This is a genomic window from Enterobacter ludwigii, assembly GCF_001750725.1.
Taxonomy (GTDB): Bacteria; Pseudomonadota; Gammaproteobacteria; order Enterobacterales; family Enterobacteriaceae; genus Enterobacter; species Enterobacter ludwigii.
On the sequence record NZ_CP017279.1, the window covers coordinates 369,001 to 387,173 of the forward strand.

Genomic DNA, 18,173 nt, shown 5'->3' on the forward strand with positions numbered 1-18,173 from the left:
TACTGAACTACGTAAAGGTCCTGGTTAACCGTCCGCTTCTCCTCATTCACCGCGGCCGTCAGGGCAATGAAAATAGCCTTCCATGACAATAACGCTTTTTCCTCCTACCCGAACTGACGGGCTTTCTGCAGTGCCGTCATAACCTGAAAATAATATGCTGGCGCGCCCCATATCAACGCCCTGGCTTACGCGAAGAGAGAGCTCTTTTTTATTGCGAAGCTGGGCCAGCAGGGCTGTTACTGCGCCAGTCGCGCTGCCTGTTGCCGGATCTTCGGTCATGCGTGGCGTAAACATCCGGGCCTGCAAATCGCATGGGTCTTCAGGATCCGTTTCCAGCGTATAGGCGTAAATGGACACCGCACCGTCGAGGGGCAAAATAGCCCTGAAACCCTGCAAATTGGGTACGCAACAGCGAAGCGCATTTCGGGTCGCGAGTTCGACAATCAAAAAAGGCAGGCCAACAGAGGCGACGACAGGCATATGCATTTCAGTGCGTATATCACTGGCTTCAAGAGAGAGGCAGGCCGCCACGTTTTCCGTACTGACTTCTGAATGGCAGGATAAAGCTTGCGGAACAAGAAGTTCTGCACCCGTGACCTTTGCATTTTCTCTGATAATCCTGACAGGTACCCGCCCGGCAGCTTCTTCGAATATCAGCGTTTCAGGTAGCGATTCGCCATTCAGTTCAGCCTGATACGCCAGGACAAAAGCAGTCCCAATATTGGGATGACCAGCGAAAGGGATTTCACGCGTCGGGGTAAAAATCCGTACCCAAGCCGTATGTGATGGTTCTTCAGGAGGTAAAACAAACGTCGTTTCACTGTAGCCAAATTCTAACGCGAGCAGCTGCATTTGCTCAGTGGTCAATCCCTCGGCATCCAGAACGACAGCGACCGGGTTACCGCAAAACGGTTTATCAGTAAACACATCTGCAATCACATAACGTCTTCTCACCAGGACCTCAACTTCCATGCCTTAAAATGAATTTATACTCAACGAGTTTATCGTTTTAATATATGCTCACGTGAAAACATAACCCACTGGCATTTACCTGTATGCGTATTTTTCACCTTAACGACGGACGGTGATGTTTACCTGATTTTGTTCATCCACTCCGTTAAGGTGAGTGAATACAAAAGGCTCGGCGGTGCGTCTTTAATATCATGTATATCTCTGACATATCTCAGTCCCGTTTTCTCAAGAACGTTCTGTGACGCCAGATGGTTAGCTCTGACAACGGCTGAGATCTCGGTGAGTTTCCTATCATCAAAACCATACCTTACCGCGCGTGTAGCAAATTCTGTCGCCAGGCCTTTTCCCCAGGCATCTGTCGATAATCGATACCCAAGATTGTTAATCACACAATCGCCATAGCTACGGATGCTCAGACCACCAAATCCGATGATTTTTTCAGGGGATTCGAGAAGCGATATGGCGAAGCTACCAAAGCTGTGAGTTTGCCAGTGGGCGAGCCAGCGATTGAGAACCGTTTTTGCATGATCAATATCCGGGTAGGGGCCTGCGGGGTTAAACGTGTTCGTCGCCGGATCACCATAAATTCTGAAGAGATCGGCTACGTCTGATGCCATTACCGGGCGAAGGCACAATCGAGTTGTTTCAATTCGCAAACAGACCTCCTGATATGTGTTGACGGGAATATGTCTTTCATTAATTGATGCTCTCTGATTTAAGCATATATGTGTTTTGACGTAATTCGACAGATCCGATTGTGTGCTGTCGTGGCGAAACGCACACGACGAATACCCTGGTGTGTTAACCAATGGGCACAGGTCAGCCTCACCAGATATCAGGATGCGATGGACAGAATACGGACAAAAAAAGACCCGCAGTACGCGGGTCTGTATAAATGCTGAAAAGGGTAATCAGAACGACCAGCGCAGGTTAGCGTTGACCGAATTGATGCGGGTGTCTTGACCGAGTTGCCCCTGATAACCGACATCCAGCGTCGCAGCGCGCGACAGCTGTACGCTGACGCCGATATCGCCCACCATCACGTCCTCATCAACGGCCTGGCCCTGGGTGATGAACGCGTCACTGCCGGCAAATGCCATCCGCGATGAGGTGTTTTTATCCCCGTAGGCGTGCTGCCAGCCCAACGAACCATACAGGTTAACGTTTTTCGGCAGTTCGGTGACGCCGCGCATCCCGAGCGTGGAGTAGAAGGTGTTCATCGTTTCATTACGCACGCTCAGCGCGGCGGCACCGCCATCTTCCCTGAAACTGTCGGTATGCAGTCGAATCCAGGACAGGTTGATAAACGGTTCAACATTCATCGCCGGCTGGCCAAAACGGTAGCCCGCCTCGGTAAACGCCAGCAGCGAGTTGGCGTCGTAATCTGACTTCAGGCGGTCCGAGAAACCACTGAAATCAACGTTGCGCTCGCCTTCAATCTTGTGCCAGGTGTAACCCAGTGCGCCGCGCAATGAGAACGCATTTTGTTGCGCTGCGGCATACAGGCCAAGGTGATAGTTGTCGGTATCCGTGGATGAACGACGGCTATCGACGTCGTAATCACCACGGCTATAGCCGAAGTACCCCCCGACACGTACGTTATGGTCAGCCAACGTACGATCCGCGCCCAGCAGGAAGCCGGTGGTGTTGCCGTCCAGCTTGCCTGCGTTACCGTTGCCGCTCGTTCTGCTCCAGGAACTGAAGGTCTGGCCCCATACGCCGTTATTTTGTTGCTCCGGCTGTTGTACCAGCGACATCGCTAACGGCGGTATCGGCAGACTGTCATTATCGAACGCGCGCTGCATGCGCTGGTTCAGTACGTTGAACAGCTGAGTGCTGCCGGCGATCAGGTTAGACTGTACCGACGGGTAAACTTCACCTGACAGCTGGTTGAACGCCTCGCGCGCTTGCGGTGCGCTGAGTACCAGCAGAGAGTTATACAGCGCCAGGGAAGGGCCGTTTTGTGTCAGCGTGGAAAGCGCGCCGGCGGTATTCCACTGGTTGCTGGTGTTGGCTACCGTCTGGAAAATACCCGGTTTACCGCTTCCTGGATTTTCTCCACCTGGATTCTCGCCGCCAGGGTTTTCACCACCCGGATTTTCACCCCCTGGGTTCTCACCGCCCGGATTCTCACCACCCGGGTTTTCACCCCCAGGATTCTCTCCGCCGGTCTCTTTCTGCGCGATGGTGAGATCGACAGCGTCGGTGCTCTGTTTCAGTGCCACGTCCAGGAAGGCGGATTTGGAGATGGCCCCGGCGAACTGGCCGTCAATTCCCCCCTCGGAGGTTAGAATGCGATAGCTTTGGCCCGTTTTGTAGCTGGTCTGCGGATCCAGCGCGGTAACCTGTACTTTAGCCTGATCGCTGATGGTCGTTTTGCCAGACACCAGTAACTGATCGCTGCGGCCGTCACCGGCGATATCAACGTCATAGAACGATTCACCCACAAAGTTCAGGTAGCGTTTCAGCGTCAGCGTGCCGATAGTGCCATCACCGGGCGAGATATGGCCGCCGGAGAGGATCTCTGTCTGGCCCAGCGTGCCGTCACCGCCCAGCGTGCCGCCGGCTTTGATCGACGCGGCGCTGCTGTAACCTTGTCCGTTACTGACCTCCGATCCCGCCGTCGCGTTGAGGATCAGCGTGCCGCCGTTCTCGGCGCTAAGCGTCTGCACATCAAAAATATCGTCTTCGGGTTGGGTATTGATATTGCTGGCAATAATGACTTTTCCACCGCGCGCGGTGACGTTCGCCTTGAGCCCTGAAAGATCGCCGTTCAGCGTGGTCTGGCCGGAGGTATTGATCACTTCACCTTCGCCGCTCATCTTGTTGCTGAAAACGTAATTTCCGTCGGTATGGTTGAAGTAGACATAGCTGCCGAATAACCCACCCCGAAGGCTGATTGCCGTCTTCGCATCAAGAGTGCCCGCGCCGCCCGCCGCGCCGAGCGTCGGCTCCGTTAAACCGGTGCCGGAGTCCATATTGCCGCGGCTGCCGATTATCAGCGCGCCCCGGTTCGAGCCGGAACCCGTCATCCCCACTACCAGCTCATTACCGCCTGCGGAAAATGCACCGCCGTCCATGACCGACAGTACGCCATTGCCGTAATCGCCAACGCTAACGCTGCTGGCACTGGTAAAACGCGAGCCCTCGCCCGCGATAACCAGCTCGGCGGTTTTACGTGCGCCGGAGACGCCCGCCACCTGAATGTTGCCCACGTTAACCGCTCCGCCGTTGAGTACGTCCAGATCGCCATAAAGCGTGAGCGTACGGCCAACATTCCATTGCGAACCGGATCCCGTGACGGTGGCTTTCGGGCTCAGCTTGTCGGTTTCATCTGGGCCGGAACCATTGCCGATACGGGCATCGTAGGTGGTGTTGAGCGACGCACCGTTTTCAATCGCCAGCGTGGAGCGGGCTCCCAGGTCAGTGCCAACGCTGAGAAAATTACTCACTACGCGTGAACCGGCGCCCGTAGCGATTAGGTGGCTGTCGTAGCCACGGGTGGTACCGACCACGATCTCCTTCGCGCTGGCCAGCGCACCGTCTTCGACTCGCAGGGTGCCCAGGCCAAGATTCAGGCCACCACGCAGAATGTACTGATCGTTAACCGCGTTCAGCTCAGCGTTTGGTCCGCGGACCGTGACCACGCTTTCATAAATTTGGCCGTTGAACAGTCGACCGATATTGATGTTATAGGCAGTGATTTTGCCATTATCGATCAGCAGGTTCCCGCGTTGGTTACGGCCGACGTAAACATCGCCGGTGTAACCTAAAGATTCGGTAACGCGCGCGTCGCCGTCAAAAATGGCATCCGCTGCGCGAGCGAAATCGGCAGGGGAGAGCATCAACAGCGGTGCGGAAAATAGAGCGAGGTAAAGTCTGGAAAGCGGTGTCTTGACCGCTAAAGAATGCGATGTAGAGTTATTCACGGGCTATCTCCGTACTCATTAGCATGATGTCTGGAAAATCGTTTTTATATGAAACTCAAATGTGTCGGGAAATTTAAAAGGCGTTATTATTTGTACGCCTTTTGGTATTGAGGAAATTATTTATGCGTGACAACCGGCGTACAGGTCGGCGCGCTTAGCGTCGGCGCAGATCCTAAAATTCCAGGCATCATCATTGATGAGCAATCGAAAATTCGCCCTTTTTCTGTCGTGGCGCGATAAGAAAGTTTTTGCCCGCCCAACGCATCCGGTTGGGCACCATTCACGTTGGTCACCGTTATTTCGTCCGACGAGCCCAGCCCCAGCATTTTAGCGGTTTCCGCCTGCAGCAGTGGAATAGCCTGATCGGTTTTCAGGGTGGAACAACCGGCTAGCATCAACGTAACGGTTAAAGCGATTAGTGGTCTTTTCATAAATTATCCTTTATATCCAACCAGTTAAAATCACTGATTGTATTTATGTTTTCTATTAGCCAAATCAGCGGGTAATATATTTCTCTTTCCTAATTGAAAAAACCCTCCTAAAGTAGGGTGGGTCGATAATAATTCATCTGTACTCTCAGATACGCGAAGGTGAAAGGAGATTCCTTTGGGGCAGAATTATGCGTTGGTCGTTGATGACCATCCATTGGTAGCAAGCGGCATCGCCAATTTTCTGATTACACATTGCCGGTTCAAACAGGCGTATGTCGTGACGAATGAAGAAGATTGCTACCGTCATATTAGGGAAAATGGCCCGCCACGTTTACTGGTAATCGATTTTTGGCTATCTTCCGGTACGGCGTTGAAATTACTCAAAGAAGTGAAACAACGTTACCCTCAGGTGCGCCTCCTGGTCGTCAGTGGGGATGAAAATAACGATATCTGGCAGAAAGTGCATACGGCCGGAGGACACGGTTTCGTATTGAAAAGCGAGCCTCCTGAATTATTCTCACGGGCCGTTTTTGCCCTGGCGGATAATCTGACATGGTTTCCTTGTGCAAACGAATGTGCCGTTAAGACGAATAATGAGCAGTTAAGTAAATTTAACTTAACGCCGCGGCAAATTGATGTTTTGAATATGATTATGCGTGGCCTGCCAAATAAAAGAATTGCCGCCCAGCTTTCTATTTCTGAGCCCACGGTAAAAGAACACATCAGCAATATTCTGAAAAAGATAGGCGTTAACAGTCGGGTGGAAGCCATCACGCTACTGCATGGCAAACGGGAGCCGTCGGAATGAGGTTTTTCCAGGGTTCACAGAACGATGGCATCTCTCCCCCCGCGCAAATTCGCCTGCTGAATAATACGTTTCTGCGGCTGGTATTCAGCTTTAGCGCTGTGCCTTTTGTCGGCATTCCTTTCGCTATCTGGATCCATTTGCTGGGGGACGATCTGGGTCCCACCATTACCTGGATAATAATTTACTTGCTCTGTGCTGTGGCGATCCGAATAGTGCATCGGCGCTATCAGCAAGAGGTTAAAGAAAATGATGATGAGGCCGTCCTGCGCCGCTGGCTTCCGCGCATTAATAAGGTGGCCTTTTTTCACGGGCTGGGGATTTCATCACTCTATTTAATTACCCCGCAGACGCAGAATTTTGACTTTTTCCTGCTCCTTAATATCAGCATTGCCGCTATTGTCGCTGCCAATGCGACGCATCTGACGCCGGTCATCAGCACCTTCACACGGTTTTTCTTTGCCTCCTGGGGAGTTCTGACTCTCGGTATCATCCTGCGACTGGATGACCTGATGTTCATCGTGCTGATGCTGAACCTGCTGTACGGCTTCGCAATTTACCGCCATGCGTTAACGTCCCACGCGTTCTTTATTCAGCAAGCACTGCTGGAAGAGCAAAGCTCACGCCTGGCGGAGCAGTTCCGGCAGGCCAAAGAAGAAGCGGAACAGGCGTTGCTCGATAAAAATCAGTTCCTGACGACCGCCAGCCACGATCTTCGCCAGCCGGTGCATGCCATGGGCTTTTTGATCGAAGCCATTATCCACAGAAACCAGGACGACAGCCTGACGCCGCAGCTGCTTGACCTGCAACAGAGCGTTCGTTCGGTGCACCTGATGTTCAATTCCCTGCTCGATCTCAGCAAAATTGAATCTGGCAATGTAATGACCGCCCCTACACGCGTGGACATCGGCACGCTTCTCGACTCGGTGATCACCCTGTTTCGCGAAGAGGCCAACAGTCGCGCACTGCGGCTGCGAACCTGGCGGCCCAAACGTCGCCTCTTCGTGATGGGGGACCCGCTGCTGGTGCGTCAGTCCTTGATTAACCTGATACAAAATGCCCTTCGCTATACGCAACAGGGCGGTGTGCTGGTTGCCATCCGTCCGCGCGGTGTCGAGTGTCTGGTGGAAGTATGGGACACCGGGGTGGGGATCGCCGACGACGAAAAAAGCAAAATCTTCTCGCCTTACTACCGACCCGAGCTGGCATGGAAGATCGACAGCGCAGGGCACGGGCTGGGCCTGGCGGTGGTTGCCCGCTGTGCCAAGCTGATGAACGTGAAGTATGGAATGCACTCCATTGAAGGCAAAGGTTCGCGCTTCTGGATGCGCTTTACGCAATACACGGGTGACGTGAAAGCGGTGGATCCACTGCCCGCCGGTGACAACATCTCTACACCGGTACGCTATGCGCCACTGCATGGCTCCTGCCTGATCGTTGACGACGATCCGCTGGTGACGTCCGCCTGGGAGAGCCTGATGAGCCTCTGGGGGATTAACGTGCGCTGCGCGGCCTCGGCCGAAGACGCTTTTGCCATCATTGACGACGGTTTCACGCCATTTGCTGTACTGTGCGACCAGCGCCTGCGATCCGGCGAAAGCGGGTTCGACATCCTGAAAGCACTTTTCGAACGTCTGCCCGACATGAGCGGCGCGATGGTCAGCGGGGAGTTTAACTCGCCGGTTCTGCTGGAAGCGGAGCAGGAAGGCTACCTGGTGTTGCGTAAGCCGCTGGAGCCAGCCAAACTGCATGCGCTACTGACACAGTGGTCTGCAGGCTCGGGCTAAAACGAAAGTACAATTTGACTGCAACACAATTCTGGAAATACTATACTGTATATAAATACAGTGTGAGGGGTGCGTAATGGCTGTTGAAACAAAATATGTTGTCGTACGAAAAGGTGAAGAGAAAATGACATTTGCCAGTAAAAAAGAGGCTGACGCTCACGACAAACTGCTCGACATGGCAGAAGCGTTCACCGACTGGCTGTTGCAAAGCGGAATGCAGATGGATGAAACGCAGGCTGAAAATCTTGGGCTGTATCTCGCCGAGCAGAAAGAGGCCGTGCAGCATATTCTGCGTACCAGCAAGCTTCCCGATCTCAATGCCGCCACTGCCACAGATAACCCCGAGCCAGATGCGGCTGGCAGTAAAAAAATCAGAGCCGTTAAAGCTGCCTGATCGCCAGAGTGCATCATCGATTCTGATGCCCCGAGTCAGGGGGGCATCAGGGCGTGTTGAGTGCCGCCCCGTTATCTGACAGGGGCGGGACGAATACATATTATTGAGAGTTCAGAGCGAGAAGTCGTCGGGAAGCACTCATCCCATCACGATCAGAAGCTGTACGTCACTTTCAAACTTCCCGTGGGCGACGTTTTTCGTTGAACAATGGGGCTATTGCCTGCATCTCCCGTCAACTGCGTAACGCCTGTTGCGACAGCTACGCTCCAGTCCGGGGTGAGCTTGTGGGTCCAGTCCACATTCAGCGAGTAAGCATAAATACCGGATCCAGCATCATGTCGGGAAAACCCCGATGCTGCTGACTGTGCGGCATTCACTCCGTAGTAAGTCTGCATGTATTTGCTGGATCCCCAACTGGTGGTCAGGGCCAGCGTCAGGGAATTTTTCGGTGATGTATAAAGCGGGCTGATAATCCCGAAGTGCAGGGCCTCACCGTTGTTTCTTTCAGAAACCGGCACTTCAGCCTGCAATTGCACACTCAGCCAGTCGGTCACCTTATACCCCAGTCCGGGCACAATGATGGCCGAGCCTTTGACGTCACCCATACCCCGCAAGTCGTCACTGCCGGAGCTTATTGAATCGCTGTTCACGTCACGATCCTTGCGACCAGCGCGGTAGCTCAGCGCAGCGTTGTACTCCAGTTTACCGACACTGTTACCGTAACCGATACCCCGCGTGGTGCTGATAAAGACGCCATTTGCCATGGAGTAATCAAGCACTAATGCTGTAGTGGCGCGGCTTTTATCCGAACCAGAATAGCGTGGCGCAATATCCACACCTCCCCCCAGGGTCAATACGTTACCCTGGTTCTGTTCTGCCGCCAGTGTCGGGGTGGTCAGAAACGCCAGAACGACTCCCGGCACTATTTTTTTCAGGCTGCGAGGCGGGAGCAAAGGAGGAAACTGATGACGCAGTGCGATGTTTCTCATTAAAGAAGTCCTTGTGGATTCAAATGATGACGATACAAGCGGTTATTCACGCCAGTTTTCTCAGTTTGAATACGCACCCTAAGGTTCTTATGAGCCGAAAATGAAGAAACGCTGAAGCAAGTACCGCTGCAGTAAACCTGATAGATTTATCGAAACCGTTTTTTTCTTAAGACGTTCTTCATTCACTGTTGATACCGTAACCAATGTGAAAATTCTACTAATCGAAGACGACCTGGATCTGGGCAATGGCGTGCGGATCGCCCTTGCAGATCAAGGATTTGATGTCATATGGGTTCGCCGCAAAGAGGATGCGCTGCATCAGCTTGATGCCTGCGTGCCAGAACTGATATTGCTCGACCTGGGACTGCCCGATGGCGATGGCATGGGCCTGATGACCTGCTTGCGGCAGCAGTTCAAGGGGATCCCTGTCATCATCCTGACTGCCCGAGGCACGCTACAGGATCGCCTGTGCGGGCTGGATGCCGGTGCAGACGATTACCTTGTTAAACCTTTTATTCTCGCCGAGTTGTTGGCCAGGGTAAGAGCGCTTGCGCGCCGCAGTTACGGTTTTCAGAATGAGGCAATAGAAATCAGAGGGTTATCTCTGCATGTGCCAACGCGTCGCGTGACGGTGAGTGCCCGTCACGTGGAGTTGACGGCAAGTGAATACGCGCTGCTTGAAACGTTAATGTTGCGCGCTGACCGCGTGCTTACACGACGATTTCTGGAAGAAAGAATCTTCGGCACCAAAGAAAATCTGAGTAATGCTCTCGACGTGCATATGGGGAATTTGCGTCGAAAAATCGGGGACGGTTATGTGCGAACGGTGAGAGGGGTGGGGTATGTCATTGATACTGTACCGATCTACAAAGGCGGTGATTGATGCGAAATATCTGGCGCACCCTGAGACTCCCCACGCTCGTACGGCGAATCATCATCGCCCAGATGCTGCTGCTGACCTTGCTGTGGTGTCTTTTTTTGACTTTTGTTTTGTGGGAGGACTTGCGTAGCCCCCCGATATTAACGGGCAGTAAGACCTACGAAACCCTTTTTACGCTGGTGGACAGTATGGACGATCGCCCGCAGGAACGCACCGATGTGCTGAACACGTTCAGTAAGGCGTTGCGGGAAGGATATGGCGGAGGTGAAGATCCCGAACTGTCAATCAGCCTCATTATTCGCAAACATAACGAGATAATTTATTCATCTGATGGCGCACCAACAGGGGTCGTAAACACCCAATTTGGGGAATTACAGCGCATTGAGAGTGAGGGGCGCACCTGGACCAGCCGTACGCTAAAATCCGGGAACTCCGATGTGGAGGTGACACTTGTGACGCCTGCAGGAGGCTGGAACTTCTTTATCTACCTGAACTCGCGTGGCTATTACATATTGCCGCTACTGGTATGCATTCCTTTTCTTTTATTTCCCGCGTGGCTGTCAATTCGTATTGCAATGCGACCCTGGAGCAAGGTCGTAAATGAAATATCCTTGCGAACGCCAGACGATCTCTCTCCATTAAAAGCCATGCCAAAACACAGGGAGCTTCGTCAAATGGTGGACGCGATAAACGTGTTTCTTGCCAGGGTGCGCGAAAGCGCGGAAAGGGAACGGATTTTCATTGCTGATGCCGCTCACGAGCTGCGTACTCCTCTGGCTGCAATGCGAATCAACGTGGAGGCGCTGCAGTCGTATGTAAGCAATGAGACTCAACAGGAATTACTGGCGGGGATTGTTCGCAGCAACAGCCGGGCCGCCCGACTCGTCAATCAATTATTGCTGATGATGCACAGTGAAGCACGTATTGATACCGTTATGCAGCCAGTGCCGCTGACGACGCTCATTCAGGAGCGAATGGCTGCACTGGAACCGCTGGCTACGGAGCGCAGGATAGAGCTTGAATTCATCTCTGATGATGAAGTCTGGATCACAGGCATCAGGGAGCGCCTGATGTCGCTGATTGACAATTTGATTGAGAACGCAGTCAAGTACAGCCCTGAGGGCGGACGGGTTGAAGTAGAGATACGATCGCGGGATAACGCCACGCAGCTTCGTGTCTCAGATGCCGGGCCCGGTATTCGGCCTGAATTGAGGGAGCGTGTGTTCGACCGATTTTTTCGCGATCCCAACCAGATGCAAAGCGGGAGTGGACTGGGGCTTGCCATCGTCAACGCGGTTGCACAGCAACACAACAGCAGCGTAGGCCTGTGTACGTCTGCAGAAGGCGGGCTGCTGGTCACTGTCGATTTCCCAACTCAGATAGCCGAAAATGCGTAGCAGAGGCCAGAAGCAGACATCTAAGAAAAATGACCTGGCGTTTGATTCGCAGAGAATAGGGGGACTCTGTTTGCACCAACGTTATTTTAAAGGCCTGTTTTATCGAGCCATCTGGACAGACGCTGGGCCAGTTCATCCGGTTTTTCCAGAGGAATAAGATGTCCACAACCGTCAACATAATCCACACAGGTTCCGGTTAGCCTGGCGAGTTCTTCTGCCTCCTCTGTTGAACGCAGCCGATCATGTTTCGCTGCAATAACGTAGGTCGGGCATGAAATGGGTTCTAATGTTATTCGCTCGCGGTTTAGCCCTGACTGAACTCTGAATACATCGGCTCCCAGCCTTTTTCCCATATTACGGATTTTCTCAATAATGGCCGTATTACTGGCGAGATCAGCATGAAGTGATTTTCTAATGGCCGTTGTGCTCAGCCCACTAAATTCTCTGGAGGAATTGATATTCGCTGCAGCAACACGGGTATTTATCTGTTCTGCCGAATCCTCTCGGAGAGATGTGGCAATGAGGATCATCGCCGCTGTCCGTTCCGGAAAAGCCTCATAAATAGCTCTGGCAACATAACCACCTAGCGAAAAGCCGGCCAGCACAAAACGCTCCGGTAGTTTCCGGACTATGTCAGCGGCAATATCCTGGATTGTGGTTCCCTGGCCCAGGCTTGCAGGTATAAAGAGCCTGCGCTCGGGAAATGCGGTGATAAAATCGTCCCACAATGTTTCATCAAGCATAAATCCCGGGATAAGTACCACAGGAAGGTTCTCTGCATTCATCGGCAAGTCCCATTTTCTGGCCGCAGTGCCATTGCCAGGGTTTCTGAATCTGTAAACATAGCCTATTGCAGTTGATGAAGACATTGTCGTCTCGTCGAGGTCTGCCGTTTGTTCGTAGCAGACCTTGCGGCGCTTAAGTCGATCCGGTTCGTGCCTGAGGTGATTTGGGGACACACGGTGGTACTATTTTTTAGCCACAATCCGCATTTCCACCAGCGCATTTTCTGGAATGAACGCTGATACGCCTATCGCGGTCCATGCCGGGTAGGGTGCCTTTACATATTCATCTTTCACTTTAGAAAAAACGTCTATATGTTTTTTTAGATCAATATGAAAAGTGGTCATCTCAAGAATATTTTCATACCCTAAGCCTGCGGCTTTCAAATAAACACCAAGCTTATAAAACGCATCATGGAATTGTTCTTCCGGATGCTGACTTATCGGTTTGTCCTTCCGTGCCGCGGTAACACCAGAGAGATACACCGTGCCATCTGCTTCGATGACAGGCGAGAAGTGCCAGTCATCGAAATAGTGTTGGAATTCTTCAGGGACTATCGATTTTTTCATGATTTTTTCTCAGGTTGATGCAGGAGTACGTGCTATGGGTAAACGGCACGCTGGGGAGGAACATGGGCAAGGATGTCCACGCCTCAGCCAGTTGATTGTCTGTTACGTTACTTGATAGAGGCGCCGCTCGCAGCAGAAAATAAACCGGAGGCCTGCCGGATAAGCCGGATGCTTAGCGCGGCACCCGTGGCCAGGCATATCGCCATCGCCAGAAGGGCGACGATAAAGGCATGCGTAATATTTGCACCGCTTCTGCCGGTGTCCAGCATGCTGTAAAAAATGCCACCGATGACGGCGACGCTCAGCGCAGTGCTGATTTGGAGTGTCGAGCTGGTTACTCCGGCAATCATGCCTGAAAACGCCGGTGCAACGCGGCCTGTCACCATCCGGACCAGCGTCGGCATCGCCAGTCCCTGGCCGAGGCCGGTGATAAAAAGCAATACGGCGAGTGGCAGCATGGACGGTGCGCTACCCGTCATGGTATGGGCAATCAACCCTGCCAGGCCTGCTAACCCCAACGTCTCGCATCCCATCCCGATTGCGCTCAGGTAATTGCCGACAAAACGCCTCAGATAAGGTGTTAGCAACGGACCGATCAGAAAACCCACGCCAAAAGGCAGAAAAAGCAGGCCCGCAGTCAGGGCGTTTAACTGCAACGCATCTTGTAGATAAACGGAGAACAAAAGAAAGAAGGCCCCGATAGAATAAAACAGCAAAACGATCGCCAGCCCCTGGCCCAGCCCCGGTGCGCGTAACACGACCGGATCAAGCAGAGGCGAACCGCCGTTCTGGCTAAGGCGACGCTCATAACGCCATAACAGCGACGCCAGCAGCGGGACAGCCAGAAATGACAGCCATGTCCACCAGGGCCATCCCGCTTCACGGCCTTCAATTAACGGCACAATCAGCGCACTCAACGTGGCGGTCGCCAGTAACATGCCGACCGGGTCCAGTCGTTGTGCGGATGGCGCACGCGTCTCTTTCAGCAGTGGCAACCCGAAGAGAATGACCAGCAGCGCCACCGGCAAGTTAACGAGAAAAATAGCGCGCCATCCCAGGTGAAACAGATCCGCTGAGATCAGGATACCGCCCACTACCTGCCCGATAACCGAGGCGAGGCCAAATACAGCGCCATAGATACTCAACGCGAACGGTTTTTCCGCTTCCGGAAAAATGGCCTGTACGGAAGCCAGTGCCTGAGGCGCCATAATCGCGGCCGTAGCACCCTGTAACACGCGTCCACTAATCAGTACCCATGGTGACCAGGCTAAACCGCACAGCAGCGATGCCGCCGCAAAACCGATAAGCCCTATAAAAAACATCTTCCCACGACCATAAATATCACCCAGACGGCCGCCGGTAATTAAGGTTACGGCATACACGGCTGCATAGGACGAAATGACCAGCTGTTCAGCAGAGGAAGAGGCGCTCAGCTCGTCCTGAATAGCAGGCAGCGCAACATTGACGATAAAAAAATCGAGCGGGGGCAAAAATGCGCCAACCAGCAGGATGACAAACATTGCCCAGCGACGCGGCTCGGCTTGCGGGAGGATAGGGGTCGACATGGAACACTCCACAGGTAACGGTTATGTGCAGAGATTGAGAGGCAGGGCGTTAGCGCATGCCACCGGAGGCAAGAATCACCTCACCGGTGATCCATCCCGCATCGTCTGATGCGAGAAATGAGACGATTGGCGCAACATCCTGCACCTGACCGATGCGGCCGAGTGGGGTCTGCTTTTCATTCCATGTCTGGAAGTCCGAGTTCATCGCGCCTGCACTATGACTGCCTTCCGTTTCGATAAGGCCAGGGTTGACCGCGTTGACGCGAATTCCCCGGGGGCCGAGTTCTCGTGACAGTACCCCGGTAATAGCATCGATCGCCCCTTTGGTGCCGCTGTAGATGGCACTCTCGGCGATAAAGACGCGGGTGACGAACGAACTGATGTTAATGATGCTGCCGCCTTTATTCAGATGCGGCGCAGCAGCGCCGGACATTAACAGCGGGCCCAGAACATTGATGTCGAATTGTCTGCGGTAGAGTGCCTCTGTGCTCTCTTCAATGCGGGCGAACTCATAAATGCCGGCGTTGTTCACCACAATGTCCAGCCGCCCGAAAATGTCGATGGCCGCGTTAACCAGCGCCTCAACCTCAGCCTGACGGGTGACATCCGCCGCGACCGCTACCGCCTGCCCACCGGCAGCCTGTATATCGGCAACGACGTGATCAGCACTACTTTTGCCTGACGCGTAATTGACAATGACCTTCGCGCCGTCAGCCGCCAGTTGACGGGCAATCCCGGCTCCGATGCCTTTGGAACCACCGGTTACAATCGCCACTTTGTCTTTTAATTTGTACATGTCATTCATTTCCTGACTGGGGGGTGAGGACGCTATAGTGATATCGACAAAGTTGTTTTGGAACTGCCACTTTTGTATATTCAATGTTCATTTTTGTACGGTGAGACACTGGCATGGAATGGGGCGACGTCCGGGTATTTCTTGCAGTTATGCGTAAGGGCTCTTTCGGCGAGGCGGCACGAAGCCTGGGTGTGAGCCATCCGACGATTGGTCGCCGGATAAAGGCGCTTGAGGAAGAGGCGCAGCAAGCGCTATTTCGCCGGACACAGGAGGGTCTGGTTCTGACCGACGCTGGCGACAGGGTGCTGAAGCTGGCAGAAGCGATGGAAAACTCCGCGCTGGCGATGGAGCGGCGTCTCGCCGGTAATCACGAACGTCTTGAAGGGATATTGCGGATCTCTTCAGCAGAGTGGTTTGCCAACTATGTACTCGCACCTGTCCTGGAGGAACTGACGCGCCGCCATCCGGCGATTGTGCCGGAGCTTATCGCAAGCTACCGCCTACTTAACCTGTCGCGGCGTGATGCCGACATTGCGTTTCGCATCGTTCCCTTTACCGAACCGGATATTGTCCAGCGCCGCCTGATGCGCATCCCCTATGCGCTATATGGAACGCCGGAAATCGCCGATATCGCCCGACACGATCCGGCCGCAGTGGGGCTTATTCTGATGAACACGGCACAATCCCACTTCTCTGACGTCGCCTGGCTGCTCGACAGGTTCCCCCAGTCACGACGTGTGTTCACCAGTACCAGCCGGGCCGTACAGGCACAGATGTGCCAGCGCGGAATGGGCATCGCCGTGTTACCGCGCCCGCTTGGTGATGCCATCACCGGCTTAGCGGCTATCAGCATGCCGGAGCCACCGCCGTCCAAAGATATATGGGTAGGGTATCACTCTGACCTCCGGCATATGGATCGCCTGCGGGTTATGCTGGATATCGCCGATGCGATGCTTGCCGATCCCGCGGCGCCGTCAACGTGAGCGACGGTTTACGCAGCCATTAAGCGTTCACCTCAAAGCGTTCCCGATAGAGAGAAACCAGCCAGTCTACAAAAATCCGGACACGGGGAGACAGCTGTCGGTGCTGTGGATAGATAGCCGAAAGTTGCATGGCCGGGCTTTTCCAGTCGCTTAACACTTCCTGTAGCAGGCCATCCCGAAGGGCATCGTCCACATGATAACGTGGAAGCTGAACCAGCCCGCATCCACGCAACGCGCAAATAACGTAATTCTCTGCGTCATTCACTGTCATCCAGCCTTTGGTCGGATAGCTTTTCTCTTTACCGTTAACAATGAGTTCCAGAGGATAGTTCTTACCCCGGCTGGTGGAAAAGAAATTGACGCTCTGGTGAGAAAGCAGATCGTCAGGGGTCATCGGTCGGCCGTGCTTACGAAGATAGTCCGGACTGGCGCAGATAACCTGAGGCATCTGGGCTAAAGGCCGGGCAATTAATGATGAATCAAAGAGCTTGCCCGCGCGTACGGCGCAGTCAACGCCTTCCCGAATCAGATCGACCAGACGATCCCCACTGCTGATAACCAGCCTGATGGCGGGATAGCGGGCGTGAAACTCGTCAATACGGGGCAGTACAATGCGGGTTGCATGGGCCCCGTGAAGATTCACGCGCAAAATCCCCTGTGGTCTTACGCCGGAATGACGCAGGGAAGACTCCGCATCGTCCAGTTCAGAAAGAATATGCACGCAGCGTTCATAAAATGCCTCGCCATCCAGCGAGGCCCGCACGTGTCTGGTCGTCCGCTCCAGCAGACGACACTCCAGGTTTTTCTCCAGGCTTTTTATTGCATTGCTGGCCGTCGCTCTGGGGATCCCTAGCTGGTCCGCGGCCTGACTGAAGCTTTGAAGCTCTACAATGCGGGTGAAGAGCAGCATGGTATCAAATTTATCCATCACGGATCCTGAAGGCGATTATTAACGATAATGGAATTATGTTATCAAATATCACCCATTTATCTCTCCCGCTAAAACATTAATATCTCCATTCAGACCCCCTTTCACTGAAACCGGAGAGAACGATGGACAAAGTCAATAAAACTGCCCTTGTTACGGGCGGTTCCCGTGGTATCGGCCGCGCCATTGCTGAGCGTCTCGCGCGGGACGGTTTTACCACTATCGTGAATTACGCAGGTAATGCCGAGGCGGCAGAGCAAACCGTGCAGAGCATCGTCGCTAAAGGTGGCCGTGCGACGGCGATTCAGGCTGATGTTGCCAGCGAAGCGGACGTCAGCCACTTGTTCCAGCAAGCGAAAGCGGTTACCGGCAGACTGGATGTGGTGGTGCACAGCGCGGGGATCATGCCAATGGCGAAGATTACCCCTGCCGGTCTTCACGATTTTGATCGTGTCATTCATACCAACCTGCGTGGCGCATTTCTGGTGCTGGCAAATGCTGCTGAAACCGTGAGTGAAGGCGGCAGAATCATTGCCCTTTCGACGAGCGTGATCGCCAAATCCTTCCCGGCTTATGGTCCCTATATCGCCTCAAAAGCAGGCGTGGAAGGGCTTGTACACGTGCTGGCAAACGAACTGCGGGGCAGAAATATCACCGTTAATGCCGTTGCTCCGGGCCCCACCGGGACTGAGCTCTTCTTTAACGGTAAGAGCGAAGAGCAGGTTGCGGCCGTTGCAAAACTGGCCCCGCTCGAGCGCATCGGTACCCCAGAAGAGATCGCCAGCGCAGTAGCGATGATCGCCGGTCCGGACGGGAGCTGGATCAACTCGCAGGTTATTCGTGTAAACGGTGGCTTCGCCTAATCCCCCCGACAGGCGGATGCATACGCTTCCGGGGTAAATGAGCGATGAGGCCTGCACGGTCATGCCGCGCAGGCAATAGTCAATATCGTCAATACACCTGCG

Annotated in this window: 17 protein-coding genes; 7 read left to right on the plus strand and 10 right to left on the minus strand. The window is 53.6% G+C overall.

Annotation, left to right across the window (positions count from 1 at the left end):
- Positions 1 to 42: 42 nt before the first annotated feature.
- The 4 genes from BH714_RS01675 to BH714_RS01690 all read right to left on the minus strand — a co-directional run bounded on the left by BH714_RS01675 (position 43) and on the right by BH714_RS01690 (position 5,332).
- Complete coding sequence (locus BH714_RS01675) at positions 43 to 954, minus strand: PhzF family phenazine biosynthesis protein (RefSeq protein WP_040019002.1); 912 nt, start codon at positions 952 to 954, stop codon at positions 43 to 45.
- A 137-nt stretch (positions 955 to 1,091) separates the two neighbouring features.
- Positions 1,092 to 1,628, minus strand: coding sequence for a GNAT family N-acetyltransferase (locus BH714_RS01680; RefSeq protein ID WP_040016870.1), 537 nt, complete (start codon positions 1,626 to 1,628; stop codon positions 1,092 to 1,094).
- 255 nt (positions 1,629 to 1,883) lie between these two features.
- The gene (locus BH714_RS01685; protein ID WP_040016871.1) at positions 1,884 to 4,901 is read right to left on the minus strand and encodes an autotransporter outer membrane beta-barrel domain-containing protein; all 3,018 of its coding nucleotides are present in this window, start codon (positions 4,899 to 4,901) and stop codon (positions 1,884 to 1,886) included.
- Between the two features lie 116 nt (positions 4,902 to 5,017).
- A complete protein-coding gene (locus BH714_RS01690; protein WP_014169014.1) occupies positions 5,018 to 5,332 on the minus strand; it encodes a lipoprotein in 315 nt (104 codons plus the stop codon).
- Positions 5,333 to 5,507: 175 nt separating this feature from the next.
- Between BH714_RS01690 and BH714_RS01695 the strand changes: the two genes are divergently transcribed.
- The 3 genes from BH714_RS01695 (at position 5,508) to BH714_RS01705 (ending at position 8,318) form a co-directional block, all read left to right on the plus strand.
- Positions 5,508 to 6,140 carry a LuxR C-terminal-related transcriptional regulator gene (locus tag BH714_RS01695; RefSeq protein WP_040016872.1) on the plus strand — a complete coding sequence of 211 codons (633 nt, stop codon included), beginning with the start codon at positions 5,508 to 5,510 and terminating at the stop codon, positions 6,138 to 6,140.
- Positions 6,137 to 7,924 carry a hybrid sensor histidine kinase/response regulator gene (locus BH714_RS01700; RefSeq protein WP_014169016.1) on the plus strand — a complete coding sequence of 596 codons (1,788 nt, stop codon included), beginning with the start codon at positions 6,137 to 6,139 and terminating at the stop codon, positions 7,922 to 7,924. Before BH714_RS01695 ends, BH714_RS01700 begins: the two co-directional genes overlap by 4 nt.
- Before the next feature lie 76 nt (positions 7,925 to 8,000).
- Positions 8,001 to 8,318 (plus strand): YebG family protein, encoded by a 318-nt coding sequence (locus BH714_RS01705; protein WP_014169017.1) that lies wholly within the window; start codon positions 8,001 to 8,003, stop codon positions 8,316 to 8,318.
- 152 nt (positions 8,319 to 8,470) lie between these two features.
- Here BH714_RS01705 and BH714_RS01710 read toward each other — a convergent pair whose 3' ends face one another.
- A complete protein-coding gene (locus tag BH714_RS01710) occupies positions 8,471 to 9,307 on the minus strand; it encodes a MipA/OmpV family protein (RefSeq protein WP_040016873.1) in 837 nt (278 codons plus the stop codon).
- A gap of 205 nt (positions 9,308 to 9,512) precedes the next feature.
- On the opposite strand from BH714_RS01710, the gene BH714_RS01715 reads away from it, so the two are divergent.
- Both BH714_RS01715 and BH714_RS01720 read left to right on the plus strand, forming a co-directional pair.
- On the plus strand, positions 9,513 to 10,190 hold the full coding sequence (locus BH714_RS01715; RefSeq protein ID WP_020885069.1) for a response regulator: 678 nt from the start codon (positions 9,513 to 9,515) through the stop codon (positions 10,188 to 10,190).
- Positions 10,190 to 11,584 carry a sensor histidine kinase gene (locus BH714_RS01720; protein WP_040016874.1) on the plus strand — a complete coding sequence of 465 codons (1,395 nt, stop codon included), beginning with the start codon at positions 10,190 to 10,192 and terminating at the stop codon, positions 11,582 to 11,584. The genes BH714_RS01715 and BH714_RS01720 overlap by 1 nt, the downstream gene beginning before the upstream one ends.
- Before the next feature lie 86 nt (positions 11,585 to 11,670).
- On the opposite strand, the gene BH714_RS01725 is transcribed toward BH714_RS01720, so the two are convergent.
- The 4 genes from BH714_RS01725 to BH714_RS01740 form a co-directional block, all read right to left on the minus strand.
- The gene (locus tag BH714_RS01725; protein WP_080765222.1) at positions 11,671 to 12,453 is read right to left on the minus strand and encodes an alpha/beta fold hydrolase; all 783 of its coding nucleotides are present in this window, start codon (positions 12,451 to 12,453) and stop codon (positions 11,671 to 11,673) included.
- Positions 12,454 to 12,552: 99 nt separating this feature from the next.
- Complete coding sequence (locus BH714_RS01730; RefSeq protein ID WP_020885066.1) at positions 12,553 to 12,936, minus strand: RidA family protein; 384 nt, start codon at positions 12,934 to 12,936, stop codon at positions 12,553 to 12,555.
- Positions 12,937 to 13,043: 107 nt separating this feature from the next.
- Positions 13,044 to 14,501 (minus strand): MFS transporter, encoded by a 1,458-nt coding sequence (locus BH714_RS01735; RefSeq protein ID WP_040016876.1) that lies wholly within the window; start codon positions 14,499 to 14,501, stop codon positions 13,044 to 13,046.
- Between the two features lie 49 nt (positions 14,502 to 14,550).
- Positions 14,551 to 15,297: a glucose 1-dehydrogenase gene (locus BH714_RS01740; RefSeq protein ID WP_040016877.1), complete on the minus strand. Its 747-nt coding sequence runs from the start codon at positions 15,295 to 15,297 to the stop codon at positions 14,551 to 14,553.
- 113 nt (positions 15,298 to 15,410) lie between these two features.
- Between BH714_RS01740 and BH714_RS01745 the strand changes: the two genes are divergently transcribed.
- Positions 15,411 to 16,280 (plus strand): LysR family transcriptional regulator, encoded by an 870-nt coding sequence (locus tag BH714_RS01745; RefSeq protein ID WP_014169025.1) that lies wholly within the window; start codon positions 15,411 to 15,413, stop codon positions 16,278 to 16,280.
- Between the two features lie 19 nt (positions 16,281 to 16,299).
- Here the strand turns inward: BH714_RS01745 and BH714_RS01750 are convergent, their stop codons facing one another.
- On the minus strand, positions 16,300 to 17,208 hold the full coding sequence (locus BH714_RS01750; RefSeq protein ID WP_020885062.1) for a LysR family transcriptional regulator: 909 nt from the start codon (positions 17,206 to 17,208) through the stop codon (positions 16,300 to 16,302).
- 125 nt (positions 17,209 to 17,333) lie between these two features.
- Between BH714_RS01750 and BH714_RS01755 the strand changes: the two genes are divergently transcribed.
- Positions 17,334 to 18,071, plus strand: coding sequence for an SDR family oxidoreductase (locus BH714_RS01755; RefSeq protein WP_014169027.1), 738 nt, complete (start codon positions 17,334 to 17,336; stop codon positions 18,069 to 18,071).
- Positions 18,072 to 18,173 lie beyond the last annotated feature (102 nt).